The following is an 18,512-nucleotide window of genomic DNA, read 5'->3' on the forward strand; positions in this document are numbered from 1 at the left end:
AGCTTGGGCCGTAAAGGCCATCAACTGCTCGCAGAATCCGCCGCTCAACGAAGGAGGGGTGGGCGGAGGGTCAGGCTCCGGGGTAGTTCCGCTCCGGCTCGCCGATGTAGAGCTGGCGGGGCCGACCGATCTTGGTGGAGGGATCCTCGATCATCTCGCGCCACTGGGCGATCCAGCCAGGGAGCCGGCCCAGCGCGAAGAGCACCGTGAACATCTTCTCCGGGAAGCCCATGGCCTTGTAGATCAGCCCGGTGTAGAAGTCCACGTTCGGGTAGAGCTTGCGCTCGATGAAGTAGTCGTCCTCCAGTGCCTTCTGCTCCAGGCGCTGGGCGATGTCGAAGAGCTCGTCGTCGCCGCCGAGCTTGGCCAGCAGGTCATCGGCGAGGCCCTTGACCACCCGGGCGCGCGGGTCGTAGTTCTTGTAGACCCGGTGCCCGAAGCCCATCAGGCGGACGCCGGCCTCCTTGTTCTTGACCTTCTCCATGAAGGCCTCCGGGCTGACGTCACCGGACTGGATCTGGCGCAGCATCCCCAGCACGGCCTCGTTGGCGCCGCCGTGGGCGGGGCCGTAGAGCGCGTTGATCCCGGCGGAGACCGAGGCGAAGAGGTTCGCCTGCGAGGACCCCACCAGGCGCACGGTGGAGGTGGAGCAGTTCTGCTCGTGGTCCGCGTGCAGGATCAGCAGCGTGTCCAGGGCCTTGACCATGTCCGGGTCCAGCTCGAACTGCTCGGCCGGCACGCCGAAGCAGCCGCGGATCAGGTTCTCCACCAGGGTGAGGTTGTTGTCCGGGTAGAGCATCGGCTGACCGATGGACTTCTTATACGCGTAGGCCGCGATGGTGGGCACCTTCGCGAGCATCCGGTAGGTGGAGCGCTCCACGTGGTCCTTGTTGAAAGGATCCAGCGAGTCCGGGTAGTAGGTGGAGAGCGCGGAGACCGCGGAGGAGAGCACCGGCATCGGGTGCGCGTCGCGGGGGAAGCCGCCGAAGAAGTCGCGCAGCTCCTCGTGGAGCAGGGTGTGCCGACGGGTGACGTTGTCGAAGTCGGTGAGCTGCTGCTGGGTGGGCAGCTCGCCGTAGATCAGCAGGTAGGAGACCTCGAGGAAGCTGGAGTGCTCGGCGAGCTGTTCGATCGGGTAGCCGCGGTAGCGCAGGATGCCAGCATCGCCGTCGATGTAGGTGATCGCAGACTTCGCGTTGGCGGTGTTCATGAAGCCGGGGTCATAGGTGACGGCTCCGGTGGTCTTCAGCAGGGGCGCGATATCGAGACCGACATTGCCCTCCACCGCGGACTGCACGGGTAGTTCCAGATCTCCCCCCTGATAATTCAGGCGGGCAGAGGTCTGCTCAGTCATGGGTCTCCTTATCAGACACACTCGGGGGACATCATGACAAACCTACCGTCTGGTCACCGTCGGTTGCCAGTTGTGTCCTGGTTCACCCGGTTCGAGTCAATCCCCCAGCTCAGGCGGTGAGCCGCTGTGCGGCGGCGGCGATCCGCTCATCGGTGGCGGTCAGCGCCACCCGGATGTAACCGTTGCCCTGCTCCCCGTAGAAGACCCCGGGCCCGACGAGGATCCCGCGCTGCGCCATCTGCTCCACCAGCGCCCAGGTGTCCTCTGCGCTGCGGGCAGCCGGCGCCGTCTCCTGCGGGCCGGCGGCGCGGCACCACAGGTAAAGCCCGGCGTGGGACTTCTCGATCTGCAGCCCGGCGGCTTCAAGGGCCGGCACCAGCAGTGCACGACGCCGGCGGTAGATCTCCCGCTGGGCGGCGACGTGGGCGTCGTCGTCCAGTGCCGCGGTCAGCGCGGCCTGGATCGGGGCAGGCACGATCATCCCGGCGTGTTTGCGGGTGTTGATCAGCCCGTGGATCAGCTCCGGGCAGCCAGCGGCGAAGGCGGCACGGTATCCGGCGATGTTGGACTGCTTCGAGGCCGAGTACACCGCCAGCAGACCCCGGTGATCGGGCTCCCCGGTCTCCGGGTGCACTCCGCAGACCCGCGGATCCAGGACCGAGGGGACGTCATCCCCGGCGACCTCCCAGGGCAGCTCGGCGTAGCATTCGTCGGAGGCGACCACGGCGCCGATCCGGCGCGCCAGCGCGACCACCTGACGCATCCACTTCACCCCGGCCACCGCACCGGTGGGGTTCGAGGGTGAGTTGATCCAGATCAGCTTCACCCGCTGCAGCGTCTCTTCGTCGAGGCCGAGCGGATCATCGGTGGCCAGCGGGGTGGCACCGGCGATCTGCGCGCCGATGTCATAGGTCGGGTAGGCCACCAGCGGGCGGAGCACGACGTCGGCGGCTCCGGCCCCGGCGCGGGCGCCGAGTCCCAGCAGGGTGGGCAGCCAGGCGACGAGCTCCTTGGAGCCCACAGTGGGCAGGATGTGCTCCGGGTCCAGCCCGGTGACCCCACGGCGCCGGGCGAACCAGGCCGAGATGGATTCGCGCAGCGTGCGCGTGCCGTGGGTGGTGGGATAGCCAGGGGCATCGGCAGCCGCGGTGAGCGCCGCCTGGATGACCTCAGGAGTGGGGTCCACCGGGGTGCCGATGGAGAGGTTGACGACTCCCTCGGGGTGCCGCTGGGCCTTCTCCAGATAGGGAGCCATCGCGTCCCAGGGGTACTCGGAAAGAGTGAGCATCGGTGCCTCCGCGGGGGTCGGTGATCAGTGCTGCGGGGTCACTGCTGCTGCGGCGGCAGGGCTGCCACGATCTCGTGGTCCTTGGGGATCAGTCCGACCTTGGCGGCTCCGCCGGGGGAACCGACCTCGTCGAAGAACTCGACGTTGGCGCGGTAGTACTCGGACCACTGCTCCGGGGTGTCGTCCTCGTAGTAGATGGCCTCCACCGGGCAGACCGGCTCACAGGCGCCGCAGTCCACGCACTCGTCCGGGTGGATGTAGAGCATGCGCTCACCCTCGTAGATGCAGTCCACGGGGCATTCATCGATGCAGGCCTTGTCCTTCAGATCCACGCAAGGAAGGGCGATGATGTACGTCATGGACTCCTCAGTCTCTCTACGGGTGCGTAACTAGAGTCTAGCGAGATGCGGCGCGGTCCCGCACCACGATCCACTTGACGAGGACCATGGCGACCAGGGTGACCGTCGCGGAGCCCAGCCACCAGATCAGCGAGGCCAGCGTGGGACCGGGCAGCAGCGCCATGGCCTCCGGGCTGTAGGGCACCACCAGCTGGTCAGGTCCTGGCCAGAGGTAGGCGATCGTGGCCACTGTGAAGGTGGTCGCTCCCATCAGCACCGGCTCGGCCAGCGAGCCGCTCTTCAGCCCGGCCCAGAGCTGCGCCATCAGGCACATCAGCAGGGCCAGGGCGGCGCCCCAGGGCAGCACGGTGCCGGTCTCGGTGGAGCCCAGTACCAGGATGTTCCCGTGCAGCAGGGTGCCCAGGATCCCGAGCACCAGTCCGGCGGAGAAGCACACGCCCAGCAGCGCTGGTCGCCGTGAGCTTCTCCGCGCGGGTGCCGCGGTCTGGTGCGGTGCCGTCATTACTGCGAGGCGCTCTTCTTCTTGCGTGAGTCACGCATGCGCTCGGAGGAGTTCAGGATGACCTTGCGGATCCGGATCGAGTCCGGGGTGACCTCGACGCACTCGTCCTCGTTGGCGAACTCCAGGGACTCCTCGAGGGTGAGCTTGGTCGGAGGGGTCAGGCCTTCGAAGGAGTCTGCCGAGGCTGCACGCATGTTGGTGAGCTTCTTCTCCTTCGTGATGTTGACCTCCATGTCGTCGTGGCGGGCGTTCTCGCCGACGACCATGCCCTCGTAGACCTCTTCCTGCGGGTCCACGAAGAAGGTGCCGCGCTCCTGCAGGTTGATCATCGCGAACGGGGTCGCGGTGCCGGTGCGGTCGGAGATCAGCGAACCGGAGGTGCGGTACTCGATCAGGCCCTTCCACGGCTCGTAGCCGGCCGCGTAGGAAGACGCGATTCCGGCGCCGCGGGTGTCGGTGAGGAACTTGGTGCGGAAGCCGATGAGCCCGCGGGCCGGGACCAGGAACTCCATGCGGATCCAGCCGGTGCCGTTGTTGGTCATCGTGGTCATGGTGCCCTTGCGAGCGGCCATGAGCTGGGTGATCGCACCCATGAACTCGTCCGGAGCGTCGATGGTCATGTTCTCCATCGGCTCGTGCAGCTTCCCGTCGATCTCCCGGGTGACCACCTGGGGCTTGCCCACGGTCAGCTCGAAGCCTTCGCGGCGCATCTGCTCGACCAGGATCGCCAGGGCGAGCTCACCTCGGCCTTGGACCTCCCAGGTGTCAGGACGCTCGGTGGGAAACACCTTGAGCGAGACGTTGCCGATGAGTTCCTTGTCCAGACGGTCCTTGACCTGGCGGGCAGTGACCTTCGCGCCCTTGACCCGGCCGGCCATCGGGGAGGTGTTGATGCCGATGGTCATGGAGATCGCGGGATCATCCACGGTGATGGTCGGCAGCGGCTTGGGGGTCTCCAGGTCGGTGAGGGTCTCACCGATCATGATGTCGGAGATCCCCGCGACGGCGACGATCTCGCCGGGCCCGGCGGAGTCTGCGGAGACCCGCTCCAGTCCCTTGGTGGCGAGCAGCTCGGTGATCTTCACCGTCTTCATGGTGCCGTCCTTGCGGGCCCAGGCGACCTGCTGGTTCTTCTTCAGCGTGCCGTTGAAGATGCGCAGCAGCGCCAGGCGGCCCAGGAAGGGCGAGGCGTCAAGGTTGGTGACGTGCGCCTGGAGGACCTCTTCGGCGTCGTACTTCGGTGCCGGGACGTGCTCCAGGATGGTGTCGAAGAGCGCCTCCAGATCCTCACCCGCGGGCAGGCCGCCGTCCTCGGGCTGAGTCTTCGAGGCGCGTCCGGCCTTGCCGGAGGCGAAGACCACCGGGACGTCCAGCACGGAGTCCAGGTCCAGATCGGGGTTCTCCTCGGCGACGTCGGAGGCCAGGCCGAGCAGCAGGTCCATGGTGTCGGAGACCACGCCGTCGATGCGGGCATCGGGGCGGTCGGTCTTGTTCACCACCAGGATCACCGGCAGCTGCGCGTTCAGTGCCTTGCGCAGCACGAAGCGGGTCTGCGGCAGCGGGCCCTCGGAGGCGTCCACGAGGAGCACGACGCCGTCGACCATGGAGAGGCCGCGCTCGACCTCGCCGCCGAAGTCGGCGTGGCCGGGGGTGTCGATCACGTTGATGGTGACCTCCTCCATGCCGGCGTGCGCGGTGGCGGCCGGACCGGAGTAGAACACGGTGGTGTTCTTGGCCAGGATCGTGATGCCCTTCTCCTTCTCGAGCTCACCGGAGTCCATGACCCGGTCCTCGAGATCGCCGTGGCCGCCGACCGACTTGGTCTGGGTGAGCATGGCATCGACCAGAGTGGTCTTGCCGTGGTCGACGTGGGCGACGATGGCGACGTTGCGCAGATCCTGGCGCTCGTCAGTGCCTGCAAGTGTACGAGCGGCAGCAGTGGTCATAAGAGGGGCAACGCCTTCCATAGAGGAGAGTGTGACGGTCGTTCCCGGGCGAGGTCATCGCGTGACTCGTCCGGGTCGCGTCGGGGTTCAACAGTGTGGATTCGGGTGGGTCAGAGCGCGCGGCGAAACCGCCGTGTCGCGACCACACCTTTCAAGTGTACGGCCTTGGGCCGCGAGACCGGCAATGATCCTGCTCACCCGGGCATGCACAGCGCCTCCGGACGGGGTGCTCCCCCGCCCAGAGGCGCGCGCCGGGTGTACAGCGCTGGATGTAGAGCGCCGGTGTGTGCCGGGCTAGTCGTGAGCGGGGACGACCTTCTCGTTCTGCTCCGCGTGGTGGCAGGCTGCGAGCTGGGTGATCTGACCTCGGGAGATCAGCTCCGGCTCCTGGGTGGCGCAGATCTCGGTGGCCTTCCAGCAGCGGGTGCGGAAGCGGCAGCCCGAAGGCGGGTTGGCCGGGTTCGGCGGATCCCCCTGCAGCACGATCTGCTCCCGAGCCCCGCGCATGGTGGGATCCGGCAGCGGCACCGCGGAGAGCAGCGCCTGGGTGTAGGGGTGCGCCGGAGCGGTGTAGATCTCGTCCTGGGTGCCCAGCTCCGCCAGCTTGCCCAGGTACATCACACCGACCCGGTCAGAGATGTGCCGGACCACGGAGAGGTCGTGGGCGATGAAGATGTAGCTGAGCCCGAACTCCTTCTGCAGGTCATCGAGCAGGTTCATCACCTGGGCCTGGACCGAGACGTCCAGCGCGGAGACCGGTTCGTCGCAGATGATCACATCCGGGTTCAGGGCCAGGCCGCGCGCGATCCCGATGCGCTGGCGCTGACCACCGGAGAACTGGTGCGGGTAGCGGTTGATGTGCTCCGGGTTCAGCCCCACCAGGTCCAGCAGCTCCTTGACCCGGTTCCGGATGCCCTGCTTGGGCTTCTCCTCCGGATGAAGCTTGAACGGCTCGGCGATGATGTCACCCACCGACATCCTCGGGTTCAGCGAGGTGTAGGGGTCCTGGAAGATGATCTGGATCTTCCGACGCAGCCGGCGCAGCTCATCGCCCTTGACCGAGAGGAAGTCCTCGCCGCGGAACTTCACGGTGCCGGCGTCGGGCTCCTCCAGGCGCATCAGCAGCTTCGCCAGGGTGGACTTGCCACAGCCGGACTCCCCCACGATGCCCAGGGTCTCGCCCTCGCGCAGGTTGAAGCTGACTCCGTCCACCGCCTTCACCGCGCCGACCTTGCGCTGGAAGACGATGCCCTGGGTGATCGGGAAGTGCTTGACCAGGCCGTCGACTTCGAGCACGGACTTCTTCTCCGCGAACGGATCCGCCGCAGCGGGTGCTGAGAGACTCATTCGGGTGCCTCCTGTGAGATCGCGATCATCCCGGCGCCGGTCGGTGACGGGCGGCGGGTGCGTGTGGCGGTGCCGGCGTAGACGTCCTCGGCGTAGTGACAGGCCGAGAGGTGGCCCTCGGCGACCAGGCGCAGCTCAGGACGTTCGGTGGTGCAGCGGTCGGTGGCGAACTCGCAGCGTGGGTTGAACGGGCAGCCCGGCGGCATATCGGTCAGCGACGGCGGCAGCCCGGAGATCGCGCGCAGCCGGCCGCCCTCGTCGTCGATCCTGGGGATCGAGGCCAGCAGCCCCTGGGTGTAGGGGTGTCCCGGCCTGCCGTAGGTCTCGTAGACGTCGGCGGCCTCCATCACGCGGCCGGAGTACATCACCGCGATCTTGTCTGCCACGTCGGCGACCACGCCGAGGTCGTGGGTGATCAGGATCAGGCCCATGTTGAACTCGGTCTGCAGATCCTTCAGCAGCCGCATCACCTGGGCCTGGACGGTGACGTCCAGCGCGGTGGTGGGCTCATCGGCGATCAGCACATCGGGGTCCAGGGCGATGGCCATGGCGATCATGATGCGCTGGCGCATACCGCCGGAGAACTGGTGCGGGAAGTCCCCGGCACGCTCCTCGGCGCCGGGGATCCCCACGCGCTGCATCATCTCCACGGCCTTGGCCCGGGCTTCCTTGCGCTTGAGCCCGCGGTGCACGCGGAACATCTCCGCGATCTGCCAGCCCACCGGGAGCACCGGGTTCAGCGAGGAGAGCGCATCCTGGAAGATCATGGCGATCTTGACCCCGCGCAGCTTCCGTCGAGAGTCTTCCTCCATGGTGAGCAGGTCATCGCCGCGGTACCGGATCTCCCCGCCGGCGATCCGGCCCGGGGGCATGTCCAGGATGCCCATGATGGTCTGGGCGGTCACGGACTTGCCCGAGCCGGACTCACCCAGGATCGCGAGGGTCTCCCCCGCGTGCAGGGTGAAGTTCAGCCCGTTGATGGCTTTGGCCACGCCGGCCTTGGTGCGGAACTCCACCTGGAGGTCCTTGACCTCCAGCAGGGGTGCATCGCCGGGTCGGGTTCCCGGGGTGAACCGGGTCGAGGTCTGGGATTCAGTCATGAGATCCAGCCCTTCACTTCTTGGATTTGGGATCAAGGGCGTCGCGGATGGCGTCGCCCATGGTCATGAATGCAAACACCGTGAGCCCGACGAAGATCACCGGGAACAGCAGCAGGTGCGGGACGGTCTGCAGGAACGGCTGCGCGTCGGAGAGCTGGAGCCCCCAGGAGATCGCGGGCAGCTGCAGGCCGACGCCGAGGAAGGTCAGCGTCGCCTCGGCGCCGATGATGATCCCGGTGAAGACCGTGGCGTAGCCGATCACCGGTCCCAGCGAGTTCGGCAGGATGTGCCGACGCATGATGGTGATCGGGCCGGCGCCCAGGGCGCGGGCGGCGAGCACGAACTCGGAGTTGACCACTGAGATCACCGAACCGCGCATCAGGCGCGTCATGGTGGGCCACATGAAGATGATCAGCACGAAGGCGACCTCGCGGACGCCGCGGGACTCCAGCACGTTGAGGAACACCAGTGCGCCCAGGATGTAGGGCACGGCGAAGACCATGTCGGTGAAGCGGGAGATCACGGCGTCGACCCAGGAGCCGAAGTAGCCGGCCACCAGGCCGAGCACCACAGCGATGATGAAGGTGCCGATGGCCACGATGAAGCCCACCGCGATGGAGTTCCGGGCGCCGTGGATCACCCGGCTGTAGTAGTCACAGCCCTGGATGTCGGTGCCGAACCAGTGTTCCGCCGAGGGTGCCTGGCGGCTGCGTCCCAGCAGGCACTCCCGCGGGTCGGTGCTGGTGAACAGCTGCGGGAAGATCGCCATGGACAGGAAGAGCACCAGCAGGACCCCGGAGATGATGAACCAGGGGTTTCTGCGCAGCGAGCGCCAGGCGTCGGCGAGCAGGCTCGCCTCTTCGACCTTCTTGGTCTTGGCCGGTTCGCCTGCGGGTTCCAGGGTGGAGTCGATCGGCTCCACGCGCGCTTCGGGGCGGTGTATCTCACTCATAACGGATCCTTGGGTCGAGAAGGCCATAGAGGAGATCAACGATCAGGTTGATCACCACGAAGAAGAGCACGAAAAGGGTCACGATGCCGACGACGACGGTGCCCTCCTGCCCCTGGATGGAGGCGAACACCTGCTGGCCCAGCCCGGGGAGGTTGAAGATCGTCTCCACGATGATGGAGCCGGCCATCATGCTGGCCAGATCCGCACCGATGAAGGTGACCGCGGGGATCAGCGAGTTGCGCAGCCCGTGCCGGGTGATCACCCGGGTGCGCTTCATGCCCTTGGCGGTGGCGGTGCGGACATAGTCAGACTTCAGCGAGTCCAGCAGTTCGCTGCGCACCAGCCGGGCCAGGATGCCGGTGGAGACCGCGGCCATGGTCAGCGCCGGCAGGATGTAGCTGGAGAGGCCGTTGTTGACGCCGGCGATCGGGAACCAGCCCAGGTTCAAGCCGAAGATCAGCTGCAGCAGGAAGCCGATCACCAGGGTGGGCAGCGCCACCATGGCCACGGTGGAGACCTGCACGAATCGGTCGAAGAACCGGTCGCGGTAGAGCGCGGCGAGGATGCCGGCGATGATGCCCATGATGGTCTGGATCACGAAGGTGACCAGGGCCAGGGTCGCGGTGACCGGGAGCCGCTGTTCGATGATGTCAGTGACCGGGCGGCCGTTGAAGGTGGAGCCGAAGTCCAGGGCGGTGATGATGCCCCAGATGTATTTGAAGTACTGGACGAGGAACGGGTCATCCAGGTTGTACTGCTCGCGCAGGGTCTCCCTGACGGCGTCGCTCATCGGGCGGTCTCCGGCCAGAGCCCGGATCGGGTCACCGGGAATGGCGAAGACCAGTGCATAGACGATCAACGTGGAGATCAAGATGACCGGGATGAACTGGAGCAGACGCCGAATGATATAGCGGGTCATTGCTGTCCTTGTGGGTGCGGGTGATGGCGCGGGTGCGCCGAGCGTCTGTCTCGGCGGAGAGGTCTTCTCCTGAGCCGGGGGCGACGCCGCGATCAATGATAGGGACTCAGACAGGATTTCTGAGAATCCTGTGCTGCCGACACGGCAGAGGCGCGACCTGCGAAGACTTCGCGCAGGCCGCGCCTCTGCCGTGGGCTGTGAGGATTACTCCTCGGTCACCACCACCTGCTCCAGGCGGGTGAAGGTGGCCTGATCCATGAACAGGGACTCGCCGTCGATCCGGTCGCTGTGCACGACCTGGTAGTTGGTGAACCACATCGGGATGACCGGCATGTCCTCGAGGAGGATCGCCTCGGCGTCGGTGTAAAGCTCCGCCGCGGTGTCGGGATCAGTCTCGGCATTGGCCTGGCTGATCAGGTCGTCGAACTCCTCGGAGGAGTAGTCGGCGTAGTTCGAGGAAGCGCCGGTGGAGTAGATCGGCTCCATGGCGTACTGCGCGCTCGGGTAGGACAGCGTCCAGCCCAGCCGGTACGGTCCGGTGATCTCCTGCTCATCGTGCAGACCCAGGTACTGGGCGAACTCCAGGGACTCGAAGGTGATGTCCTCGATGCCCAGGTTGTCGCGCCACTGGTTGGCCACGGCCTCGACCCAGTCCTCGTGACCGGCGCCGGAGTTGAAGTACACGGTCAGCTCATCGGGGCCGCCTGCCTCCTCATAGAGCTCTGCGGCTGCCTCAGGATCGTACTGGCAGAACTCGCAGGTGTTCTCATTGCCCGCGATCAGGTCCGGGGGAATGATGTTCTCCGCCGGGGTCTGGGCGCCGTCGAAGATGTTGTCGATGATCAGCTGGCGATCGATCGCCATGGAGAGCGCGTGGCGCACATCGGCGTCCTGGAACTCCTCCTGGTACAGCGGGAAGCCGAGGTAGGTGAAGGCAGAGGTGTCGAAGTCTTGCGCGTTGTCACCGAAGTCGGCCTCCACGGTGGTGCGACGGTTCGGCGGGGCGGCGTCGAGGATGTCGAGGTTGCCGGCCTGGACGTCCAGGTAGGCGGTGTCGACGTCGGCGTAGATCATCCATTCGATGCGCTCGGGAAGGCCCGGGTTCTCCCCTGCCCAGTCCTCGTAGCGGTTGACCGAGATCTGCTGGTCGTGCTCCCACTCGCCGTCCATCATGTAGCGACCGTTGCCGACCGGAGCCTGCTCGAAAGCCTCGATGTCGTCATAGGCGACCGAGGGCATAGGGTAGAAGGCGGTGTAGGTCAGCATGTCGGGCAGCGGGGAGAAGGGCTCGGTGAGCTCGATCTCGAGGGTGTAGTCATCCACCGCGCGGACGCCTTCCATCTCCTCGGCGTCGCCGTCGACGACCTCCTGGTAGCCCAGGAAGTTGTCGAAGAAGTTGGCGCTCTGCTGCGCGTTGTCGGGATCAACGGCCCAGTTGTAGGTGTCCACGAAGGTCTGCGCGGTGATCTCTTCGCCGTCGTGGAAGGTCCAATCCTCACCCAGGGTGAAGGTCCAGGTCACGTTGTCCTCGGTGTCCCAAGACTCCGCCACGCCCGCAGTGGGCTCGTAGGTGTCGAAGTCGGTCTGGGTCAGGCCGGTGAACAGCGAGCCCAGGACCCAGGATCCGCAGACCTCGGTGGAGTTCGCCGGGACCAGGAACTGGGGTTCGCAGTTGTAGGCGGAGACGGTGCCGCCGCCTTCAACGCCCTCAGCGGCTTCGCCGTTGCCGGCGCCGCCATTGTCGCCACCGCCGCAGGCCGCGAGCGCCAGAGTGGCGGCCGCGGTCACGGCGACAGCGCCCGTCGCGCGAGAGCGACGGGATGTCTTGTTGACGTGCATATTCGATGACTCCTCGAGAAGATGCGAGCTTTCTGGGCATACGGCGACCCCAGCGAGTGTGTTGCGTGGGTCACCTGTGGGAGCGAGTTTAGCAGGGCAACTTTTCAGCTGTGTTTCAGGTCCTGTTCATCTGACCGTGTTTCATGTGCTACTCCCTGCCGCCCAGGCGCGCTCCAGGGCGCACTTCTCGACCGCCCAGCTCGCGCGCTCAGCTCAGGGCGGCGAGCAGCCGTTGGCGCTCGGTCCGGCGCCGAGCCTGCACCTCGGGGTTCGGCACCGGAGCCGCGGCCAGCAGCTGCTGGGTGTAGGACTCCCGGGCATGACGCAGCACCTCATCGGTGGTCCCCTGCTCCACGGTGCGTCCCTTCTGCATCACCAGCACCTTATGCGCCAGGGAGTCCACGACTGCGAGGTCATGGCTGACGAAGAGACAGGCGAAGCCGTACTGCTGCTGCAGCTCGGAGAACAGCTCCAGCACCGCGGCCTGCACCGAGACGTCCAGGGCCGAGGTGGGCTCGTCGGCGATCAGCAGCGTGGGATTCAGGGTCAGCGCGCGGGCGATCGAGATGCGCTGCCGCTGACCTCCGGAGAGCTCATGCGGGTAGCGGTTGAGCACGCTGGAGGGCAGCCTGACAGCATCCAGCAGCTCCCGGGCCCGGGCGGCGCGGGAGTTCTTGTCCCCCTCCTTGTGCACCACCATCGGCTCGGTGATGATGTCACCGATCGGGAATCGTGGGTCCAGCGAGGCGGCCGGGTCCTGGAACACCACGCCGATCTCCCGCTTGAGCGCCTTCTTCTGCTTGGCAGGAAGCGTGGGCATGTTCTCACCGCGCACGCGCAACTCACCTTCGGCGATGTCGAGCAGGCCCAGCACCGCCTTGGCCACGGTGGACTTGCCCGAACCGGACTCCCCCACCAGGCCCATGATCTCCCCGGGCTGCACCGTGAAGTTCAGATCGTGCACCACTCGAGTCGCCTTGCGCCGGAACTTGTACTCCAGCGCGACATCCTTGGCCTCGAGCGCCGGAGGCGCAACCGAAGCCGCACCTGAAGCTGCGCCCGTGCTCACGCCAGCGGTTGCGCCGGGGCTGTTCTCACGCATGGCACGCTCGGTGACTCTGACACGCTCGCGTTCTCGGTCCTGCTCCAGCGCGGGGTCCCCTGCCTCCCGCAGCAGCGGCATCGCCGCGAGCAGGCGACGGGTGTAGGGGTGCTCCGGGTGGCCGAGGATCTTGGTCACCGGTCCGGTCTCCACCACCTCGCCGTTGAGCATCACCACCACGCGGTCCGCCATGTCCGCGACCACGCCCATGTTGTGCGTGATCAGCAGGATGCCGGTGTTCAGCTCCTGCTTCAGCTCACGCAGCAGATCCAGGATCTCGGCCTGCACCGTGACATCCAGTGCTGTGGTGGGCTCATCGGCGATGATCACCTTGGGCCCGCAGGCGATCGCCATCGCGATCACGATACGCTGGCGCTGCCCTCCGGAGAACTGGTGCGGATACTGCCGGATCTTGGTCCGGGCATCGGGGATGCCTACGCGCTCCAGCAGCTCGACGGACTTCTCCAGAGCGTCTGCGCCGAAGGCCACGTCGTGGACCTGCAGCGCCTCCACCAGCTGATCCGACACGCGCAGCACCGGGTTCAGCGCGGTCATCGGCTCCTGGAAGACCATGCTGATATCGGAGCCGCGCAGGCGGCGCAGCTCAGCGGTGGACATCTGCAGCACGCTGCGACCTTCGAGCAGCACCTCACCCTCGACGGTGGCGTTCTCCGGCAGCAGCCCCATGGCCGTGGAGGAGGTGACGGACTTGCCGGAGCCGGATTCTCCGACCACGGCGACCACCTCACCCGGCATGACCTCGAAGGAGACTCCCTTGACGGCGTCGACATCGCCGAACTCGGTGGCGAAGCTGACGCGGATGTCCTTATAACTCAGCACTGGTTCGGGCATCAGGAGTCCCTCTTCTTCTCATCGGTCGGATCATGCCCGAAGTCTGGGCCGTGGTCGGCCATTCCGGCGGGCGGCTGCATCTGGGTGGGCCCACCGGAGAGCTCGCTGACCTGCTTGCCCGAGCGCTCCTCGGCGGCGGAGCGGCCGAGCAGGCCGAAGGCGGTCCGCCAGCCGGGCCGGCTGGCCCCGGTACGCTTCTGCCGCGGATCGATGGCGTCCCGGAGGCCGTCGCCGATGAAGTTCACGCTCAGCGCGATGGCGATGATGAAGAGCCCGGGGAACCAGAAGAGCCAGGGCCGGGTGGTGAAGGCGTTCTGGTTGTTCTGGATCAGGGCTCCCAGCGAGGTCTCCGGGGCCTGCACGCCGAATCCGAGGTAGGACAGCGTGGTCTCCAGCAGGATCGCAGCCGCGATGGCAAAGGTGGCGTTGACCACGATCACCCCGATGCTGTTGGGCAGCATGTGCTTGAGGATGATCCGCGCCGGATGCGAGCCCATGGCGACGGCGGCTGAGACATATTCCTTCTCGCGCAGCGAGAGGATCTCCGCGCGGACCAGACGGGCGGTGCCGGTCCAGGTGGCCAGGCCGATGGCGAGCGCCAACGTGAGCGTGCCACCGGGCAGGCCCTGGGCGTAGGCGCCGAAGACGGCGGCGAGGGCCAGCAGCGGGACGACGATGACCACATCGGTGATACGCATCAGCACCGCCTCGACCCAGCCGCGGAAGTATCCGGCCAGCGCCCCGACCAGCACTCCGAGGAAGGTGGAGGACAGCGCCACTCCTATGGCCACGAGCAGCGACTGCTGGGTGCCGCGCATCACCATGGCGAAATAGTCCCGGCCGATGCTGTCCTGGCCGAAGGGATGCTCACCGAGGAAGCCGTCGTTGAACATGGTGGGCCGGCCGCCGTCGACGGTGAGACCGGTGGACAGGAAGCTCTTCGACCACCAGCCGGTGCCCTGTCCGGAGAACCCGATCGAGGTGATCGAGATCAGGATGATGAACACAAGCACCGCCATGGAGACCACGGCCGGCTTATGCGCGAAGAACCTGCGCCGGACCAGCTGGCCCTGGGAGTAGGACCGCTGCGCGCTGGCAAGCTTGGCGTCCTCGGCCTCGGCGGCGCTGCGCACGTCCTCGGGCGGGATGGGGGGTGTGGACTGGCTCATACTCTAATCCTCGGATCCAGGACCGCATACATGAGGTCCGCAATCAGGTTGAACAGCACCGCCGCGGCGCCGGTGATGAGGGTGAACGCCATGACGGGCGCGGGGTCTGAGCTGCTCAGGCCGGTCACGAACATGTTGCCCATGCCGGACCAGCCGAAGACCTGCTCGACGACCACGGCCCCGCCGATCAGACCGGCGAAGTCGAAGGCCACGATCGTGGTCAGCGGGATCATCGAGTTGCGGAAGGCGTGCTTGAAGACCACCGTGCGCTCGTTGACGCCCTTGGCGCGTGCCGTGCGGATGTAGTCCTGGTTCACGGCCTCCAGCATGGAGCTGCGGGTGTACCGGGTGTAGGTCGCCACCGAGACCAGCATCAGGATCGTGGTGGGCAGCACCAGCTGTGTTCCCTGATCCAGGGCGACCTCCCAGAAGTCCCCGCTGAAGTTCGGCGAGGAGGACCCGATGGTGGCGATTGGGCGTGGTTTCAGGCCCAGGAACCCGGGCCAGGCCCGCATGAAGTGATCCAGCAGGACCATGACCGCGAACAGCGCGGCAGTGATCACGCTGACGGCGACGGCCTGACCCTTGGCGTGGCCTCCCATGGTCCGGCCCACCAGCACGGCGACGGCGATGGTGACCAGGAACAGTCCCGCGATGGTCAGCCAGCCGCCGGGCGGGTCGATCAGCAGCCAGAAGGTGGCGTAGTAGGAGACCAGGCCGATTCCGACCACGGTCAGCGCGGAGTACAGCACCCGCCGGTTCCGCAGCCCGGAGAGCAGCGCGGTCAGCCCGAAGGCCAGTCCGATGCCGAGCAGGGTGATGACCGCCGGGCCCAGCCGGGGTTCGCGGGCGTAGTTCATCGAGTCCATCGCCGGCATGACCACCATGACGAAGCCGAACATCACGGCCCCGGTGAGCAGCCGACGTCGGGCGGAGCCGCCGATGATCAGCGGCACCAGGATCGCTGCGACGGCGGCGACGATGATGATCTGCGTCCAGGTGAAGTTCGGTTCACGCAGCCAATTGTTGTACGTGATGCCCATCCAGTCCTTGGCCAGCACCGCGGCCCAGAAGACCGGGAGCGAGAAGAAGAGGAAGACGAAGAAGGAGACGGCGTAGTCCAGCGAGGAGTACTGCCTGATGGCGGTGACGATGCCGGTGAGGATGCCGATGATGATCGAGAGGATGGTGGCCAGGAAGACCAGGCGCAGTGTGGAGGACGCGGAGTTCGCGACCATCGCGCCGACGTCCTGTCCACTCATGTTGGTGCCGAAGTCGCAGGCACCCACGGCGCAGCCGGCGATCCCGGTGAGCCAGATCCAGTATCGGGAGTACCAGGGCTCATCCAGATTCATGAAGGAGATCCGCTGCTGGATCAGGAACTCCACGTTGTCCGCATTGGACTCACGCAGCTCTTGGAGCGGATCCCCGGAGTTGATCACCAGGACGAAGACGAGCAGGGAGGCGCCGAAGAGCACCGCGATGGCGCTGAGGAGACGCTTGAGGACATAGCTGTACACGGGGTGGTTGTACCTTCCACGAGCTGTGGGCGAAGCATCGGTGGGGTTCGATCCGGAGTTCTTCCGGGTCGAACCCCACCGATGTCTACGGTCCTGAGCTCAGCTGAGATGCTCGGCTGGGCGGGACCTGGGGACTGCTGAGATCACTCGGCGCGCTGCCACTGCTCGGCGTTCCACACGATCTGGTCCTGCGAGGCGGTGTCGCGGACGTTGCTGATCGAGATGTCAGAGCCGGAGAGCTGCGGGTGCACATAGAGCGGGATCCCGAACAGGTCTCCCCAGAGCTCCTGCTCGATGCCGATGATGATCTCCTGCTGCTCGTCAGCTTCTTCTGTGGTGGCGAGCTGGTTGAACAGGTCATCCACGGTCTCGTTGGAGTAGCCGCCGTAGTTCTGCGGGCGATCCGTGGAGTAGATGTTCTGTCCCGAGACCACCTGGCCGGAACCGGCCCAGGCGAAGAGTGCGACCTCGTAGTCGCCGGTCTCCTGGGCGCCGCCCGGTCCGAAGAAGTCCTCGGACCCGGAGTCCACGATCTCGAAGCCGGCCTCGTCACAGGAGGCCTTGATCTCGGCCACCGTGTCGGTGCGGCGCGGGTTCGGAGCGGCGTAGCCGATGCGAACCTCGGTGCCCACCGCGTCCTCTGCCTCGAGGATCTCGGCGGCACCTTCGATGTCGACCTCGTCATAGGTGCCGTCGTAGCTCTCGGAGACGATGTCCTCGTAGTTCTCCTCGAAGGTCAGCGACTCACGGGCGTTGAGCACCGTGGCCTCGGGGTTGACCGGCTCGACCAGGTTGGACACGATCTGCTGGCGCGGCACGCACATGGCGAAGGCCTCGCGCAGCTCCAGGCTGTCGGCGAAGGCTCCACCTTCGATGAAGTTGAAGTCCAGGTGCTCCCAGGTGGCGGCTTCGCCCTCGTGCAGCACGATCTGGTCTTCGAGCCGCTCAAGCTGACCGCGGGTGTCCACGGTGGCTTGCGGGCGGGCGACATTGAGGTCACCGTTCTCCAGGGCCTGGACGTGCTGACCGTCGTTGACGAAGCGGAAGACGATCCGCTCGGTGCCCGGTGCGTTGCCCCAGTATTCCTCATTGGCGGTGATGGTCAGTGACTCACCGGCCTGCCAGTTATCCAGCGTGTACGGTCCGGTGACCGGAATGAGCTCTTCATCGGGCAACGTGCCGGGGTCGGTCAGCCAGCCCTCGTTCCAGAACTCGGCTGCGGGCTCCAGTGCGTCGGTGTCCGCCTCGCGCACCGCGGTGACCAGCTCGTCGAGCTCCATGTCGCTCTGCTCGGCGACCACATGCGCCGGGAGCGTGGAGTTGACCATGATCTCCCAGTCGGCAAAGGGCTCGGTGTATTCGATGGTGAAGGTCTTGCCCTCAGGATCGCCCTGCGGGCCCTCAAGCACACGCTCGCCGTAGGTCTGCGAGATGCCGTTGAACAGCGGCTCATCATCAGAGTTGGTCAGGGAGGCGTTCTGGTAGGCCCAGTCCAGCACGTAGTCGGCCACGGTGACCGGGGTGCCGTCGGACCAGGAGACGTCCTCGCCGATGGTGTACTCCACGGTGAACGGGTCCTCGCTGACGACCTCGTAGGAGCCGAAGTCCTCGTTGGCGTACCAGACGTTGTCGGTGCCCCAGTAGCCGAAGCCCTCGAAGATCCGGTTCACCACGGTGGAGTTGTAGACGCTGTAGCTTTCGGGAGTGCTGCCGTTGTAGCCCACGAACTCGATCTCACCCATGGAGACCGAGATCTCGTCGTCCATGGTCTCGAGGTCACTGGTATCGGCCTTGCCGGTGTCCTCGGGCTCCGTGGTGAACTGCTGGCCCTCCGCGTTGAACGCGTCGGTGTTGCCGCTGGTCTCGCCGTTGCCGGTGTCCGCGCCGTCGGCGTCGCCGTTGTCGCCGCCCGGGGTGCATCCGGAGAGCACAAGTGCGCCGGTGGCCAGAAGGGCCGTCGCCGCAGAGAGTTTCCTCAGTTTCACAGTTGCTCCTCATCCTTCAATGCGATGTGACCGGCGCCGATGTCTTCCCTCATCCCTCGAGAAGGTGACTCATCTAACACCGGTTCAATGTGCGAACCAGACTACGGTCGGCGCCACGCACCTGAGGACGTTTTCCTGCTGCGTGTCTGAATCGTTACCCGGTGCAACCGCCAGAGATATGACCCAGATCACCCACCCAAGGCGGGTGCTTCAAAGCCCCCAAAACATGTGTGAAACATGCAACCACCCACCGTAGATAAAGAAACTCCCGTGCAATT

The 18,512-nt window shown here is 66.2% G+C and carries 14 protein-coding genes; all 14 read right to left on the bottom strand.

What is annotated here, in order from left to right:
- Positions 1 to 70 precede the first annotated feature (70 nt).
- Complete coding sequence (locus tag HNR24_RS06635; protein WP_058888489.1) at positions 71 to 1,354, bottom strand: citrate synthase; 1,284 nt, start codon at positions 1,352 to 1,354, stop codon at positions 71 to 73.
- Between the two features lie 109 nt (positions 1,355 to 1,463).
- Positions 1,464 to 2,642: a succinyldiaminopimelate transaminase gene (dapC, locus tag HNR24_RS06640; RefSeq protein ID WP_182495386.1), complete on the bottom strand. Its 1,179-nt coding sequence runs from the start codon at positions 2,640 to 2,642 to the stop codon at positions 1,464 to 1,466.
- Positions 2,643 to 2,680: 38 nt separating this feature from the next.
- Positions 2,681 to 3,001, bottom strand: coding sequence for a ferredoxin (gene fdxA, locus HNR24_RS06645; RefSeq protein ID WP_058888487.1), 321 nt, complete (start codon positions 2,999 to 3,001; stop codon positions 2,681 to 2,683).
- A 37-nt stretch (positions 3,002 to 3,038) separates the two neighbouring features.
- Positions 3,039 to 3,503: a hypothetical protein gene (locus HNR24_RS06650; protein WP_157075417.1), complete on the bottom strand. Its 465-nt coding sequence runs from the start codon at positions 3,501 to 3,503 to the stop codon at positions 3,039 to 3,041.
- The gene (gene typA, locus HNR24_RS06655) at positions 3,503 to 5,449 is read right to left on the bottom strand and encodes a translational GTPase TypA (RefSeq protein WP_058888485.1); all 1,947 of its coding nucleotides are present in this window, start codon (positions 5,447 to 5,449) and stop codon (positions 3,503 to 3,505) included. Before typA ends, HNR24_RS06650 begins: the two co-directional genes overlap by 1 nt.
- A 294-nt stretch (positions 5,450 to 5,743) precedes the next feature.
- A complete protein-coding gene (locus tag HNR24_RS06660; protein ID WP_058888484.1) occupies positions 5,744 to 6,796 on the bottom strand; it encodes an ABC transporter ATP-binding protein in 1,053 nt (350 codons plus the stop codon).
- A complete protein-coding gene (locus tag HNR24_RS06665; protein WP_058888483.1) occupies positions 6,793 to 7,896 on the bottom strand; it encodes an ABC transporter ATP-binding protein in 1,104 nt (367 codons plus the stop codon). The genes HNR24_RS06660 and HNR24_RS06665 overlap by 4 nt, the downstream gene beginning before the upstream one ends.
- A 13-nt stretch (positions 7,897 to 7,909) precedes the next feature.
- Positions 7,910 to 8,848: an ABC transporter permease gene (locus tag HNR24_RS06670; RefSeq protein ID WP_058888482.1), complete on the bottom strand. Its 939-nt coding sequence runs from the start codon at positions 8,846 to 8,848 to the stop codon at positions 7,910 to 7,912.
- Positions 8,841 to 9,767: an ABC transporter permease gene (locus HNR24_RS06675; RefSeq protein ID WP_058888481.1), complete on the bottom strand. Its 927-nt coding sequence runs from the start codon at positions 9,765 to 9,767 to the stop codon at positions 8,841 to 8,843. Before HNR24_RS06675 ends, HNR24_RS06670 begins: the two co-directional genes overlap by 8 nt.
- Positions 9,768 to 9,971: 204 nt before the next feature.
- On the bottom strand, positions 9,972 to 11,606 hold the full coding sequence (locus tag HNR24_RS06680) for a peptide ABC transporter substrate-binding protein (RefSeq protein WP_058888480.1): 1,635 nt from the start codon (positions 11,604 to 11,606) through the stop codon (positions 9,972 to 9,974).
- Between the two features lie 208 nt (positions 11,607 to 11,814).
- The gene (locus HNR24_RS06685) at positions 11,815 to 13,560 is read right to left on the bottom strand and encodes an ABC transporter ATP-binding protein (RefSeq protein WP_182495387.1); all 1,746 of its coding nucleotides are present in this window, start codon (positions 13,558 to 13,560) and stop codon (positions 11,815 to 11,817) included.
- On the bottom strand, positions 13,560 to 14,729 hold the full coding sequence (locus HNR24_RS06690; protein ID WP_083504788.1) for an ABC transporter permease: 1,170 nt from the start codon (positions 14,727 to 14,729) through the stop codon (positions 13,560 to 13,562). Before HNR24_RS06690 ends, HNR24_RS06685 begins: the two co-directional genes overlap by 1 nt.
- Complete coding sequence (locus HNR24_RS06695) at positions 14,726 to 16,249, bottom strand: ABC transporter permease (RefSeq protein ID WP_058888478.1); 1,524 nt, start codon at positions 16,247 to 16,249, stop codon at positions 14,726 to 14,728. The genes HNR24_RS06690 and HNR24_RS06695 overlap by 4 nt, the downstream gene beginning before the upstream one ends.
- Positions 16,250 to 16,392: 143 nt before the next feature.
- The gene (locus tag HNR24_RS06700; RefSeq protein ID WP_182495388.1) at positions 16,393 to 18,234 is read right to left on the bottom strand and encodes an ABC transporter substrate-binding protein; all 1,842 of its coding nucleotides are present in this window, start codon (positions 18,232 to 18,234) and stop codon (positions 16,393 to 16,395) included.
- Positions 18,235 to 18,512: the final 278 nt, after the last annotated feature.

Source organism: Nesterenkonia sandarakina (assembly GCF_014138825.1).
Lineage (GTDB): Bacteria > Actinomycetota > Actinomycetes > Actinomycetales > Micrococcaceae > Nesterenkonia > Nesterenkonia sandarakina.

Coding starts and splice junctions, on each gene's coding strand:
- HNR24_RS06675 (WP_058888481.1), bottom strand. CDS start 9,767: ATGACCCGCTATATCATTCGGCGTCTGCTCCAGTTCATCCCGGTCATC.
- HNR24_RS06660 (WP_058888484.1), bottom strand. CDS start 6,796: ATGAGTCTCTCAGCACCCGCTGCGGCGGATCCGTTCGCGGAGAAGAAG.
- fdxA (WP_058888487.1), bottom strand. CDS start 3,001: ATGACGTACATCATCGCCCTTCCTTGCGTGGATCTGAAGGACAAGGCC.
- HNR24_RS06670 (WP_058888482.1), bottom strand. CDS start 8,848: ATGAGTGAGATACACCGCCCCGAAGCGCGCGTGGAGCCGATCGACTCC.
- dapC (WP_182495386.1), bottom strand. CDS start 2,642: ATGCTCACTCTTTCCGAGTACCCCTGGGACGCGATGGCTCCCTATCTG.
- HNR24_RS06635 (WP_058888489.1), bottom strand. CDS start 1,354: ATGACTGAGCAGACCTCTGCCCGCCTGAATTATCAGGGGGGAGATCTG.
- HNR24_RS06690 (WP_083504788.1), bottom strand. CDS start 14,729: ATGAGCCAGTCCACACCCCCCATCCCGCCCGAGGACGTGCGCAGCGCC.
- typA (WP_058888485.1), bottom strand. CDS start 5,449: ATGACCACTGCTGCCGCTCGTACACTTGCAGGCACTGACGAGCGCCAG.
- HNR24_RS06650 (WP_157075417.1), bottom strand. CDS start 3,503: ATGACGGCACCGCACCAGACCGCGGCACCCGCGCGGAGAAGCTCACGG.
- HNR24_RS06680 (WP_058888480.1), bottom strand. CDS start 11,606: ATGCACGTCAACAAGACATCCCGTCGCTCTCGCGCGACGGGCGCTGTC.
- HNR24_RS06665 (WP_058888483.1), bottom strand. CDS start 7,896: ATGACTGAATCCCAGACCTCGACCCGGTTCACCCCGGGAACCCGACCC.
- HNR24_RS06685 (WP_182495387.1), bottom strand. CDS start 13,560: ATGCCCGAACCAGTGCTGAGTTATAAGGACATCCGCGTCAGCTTCGCC.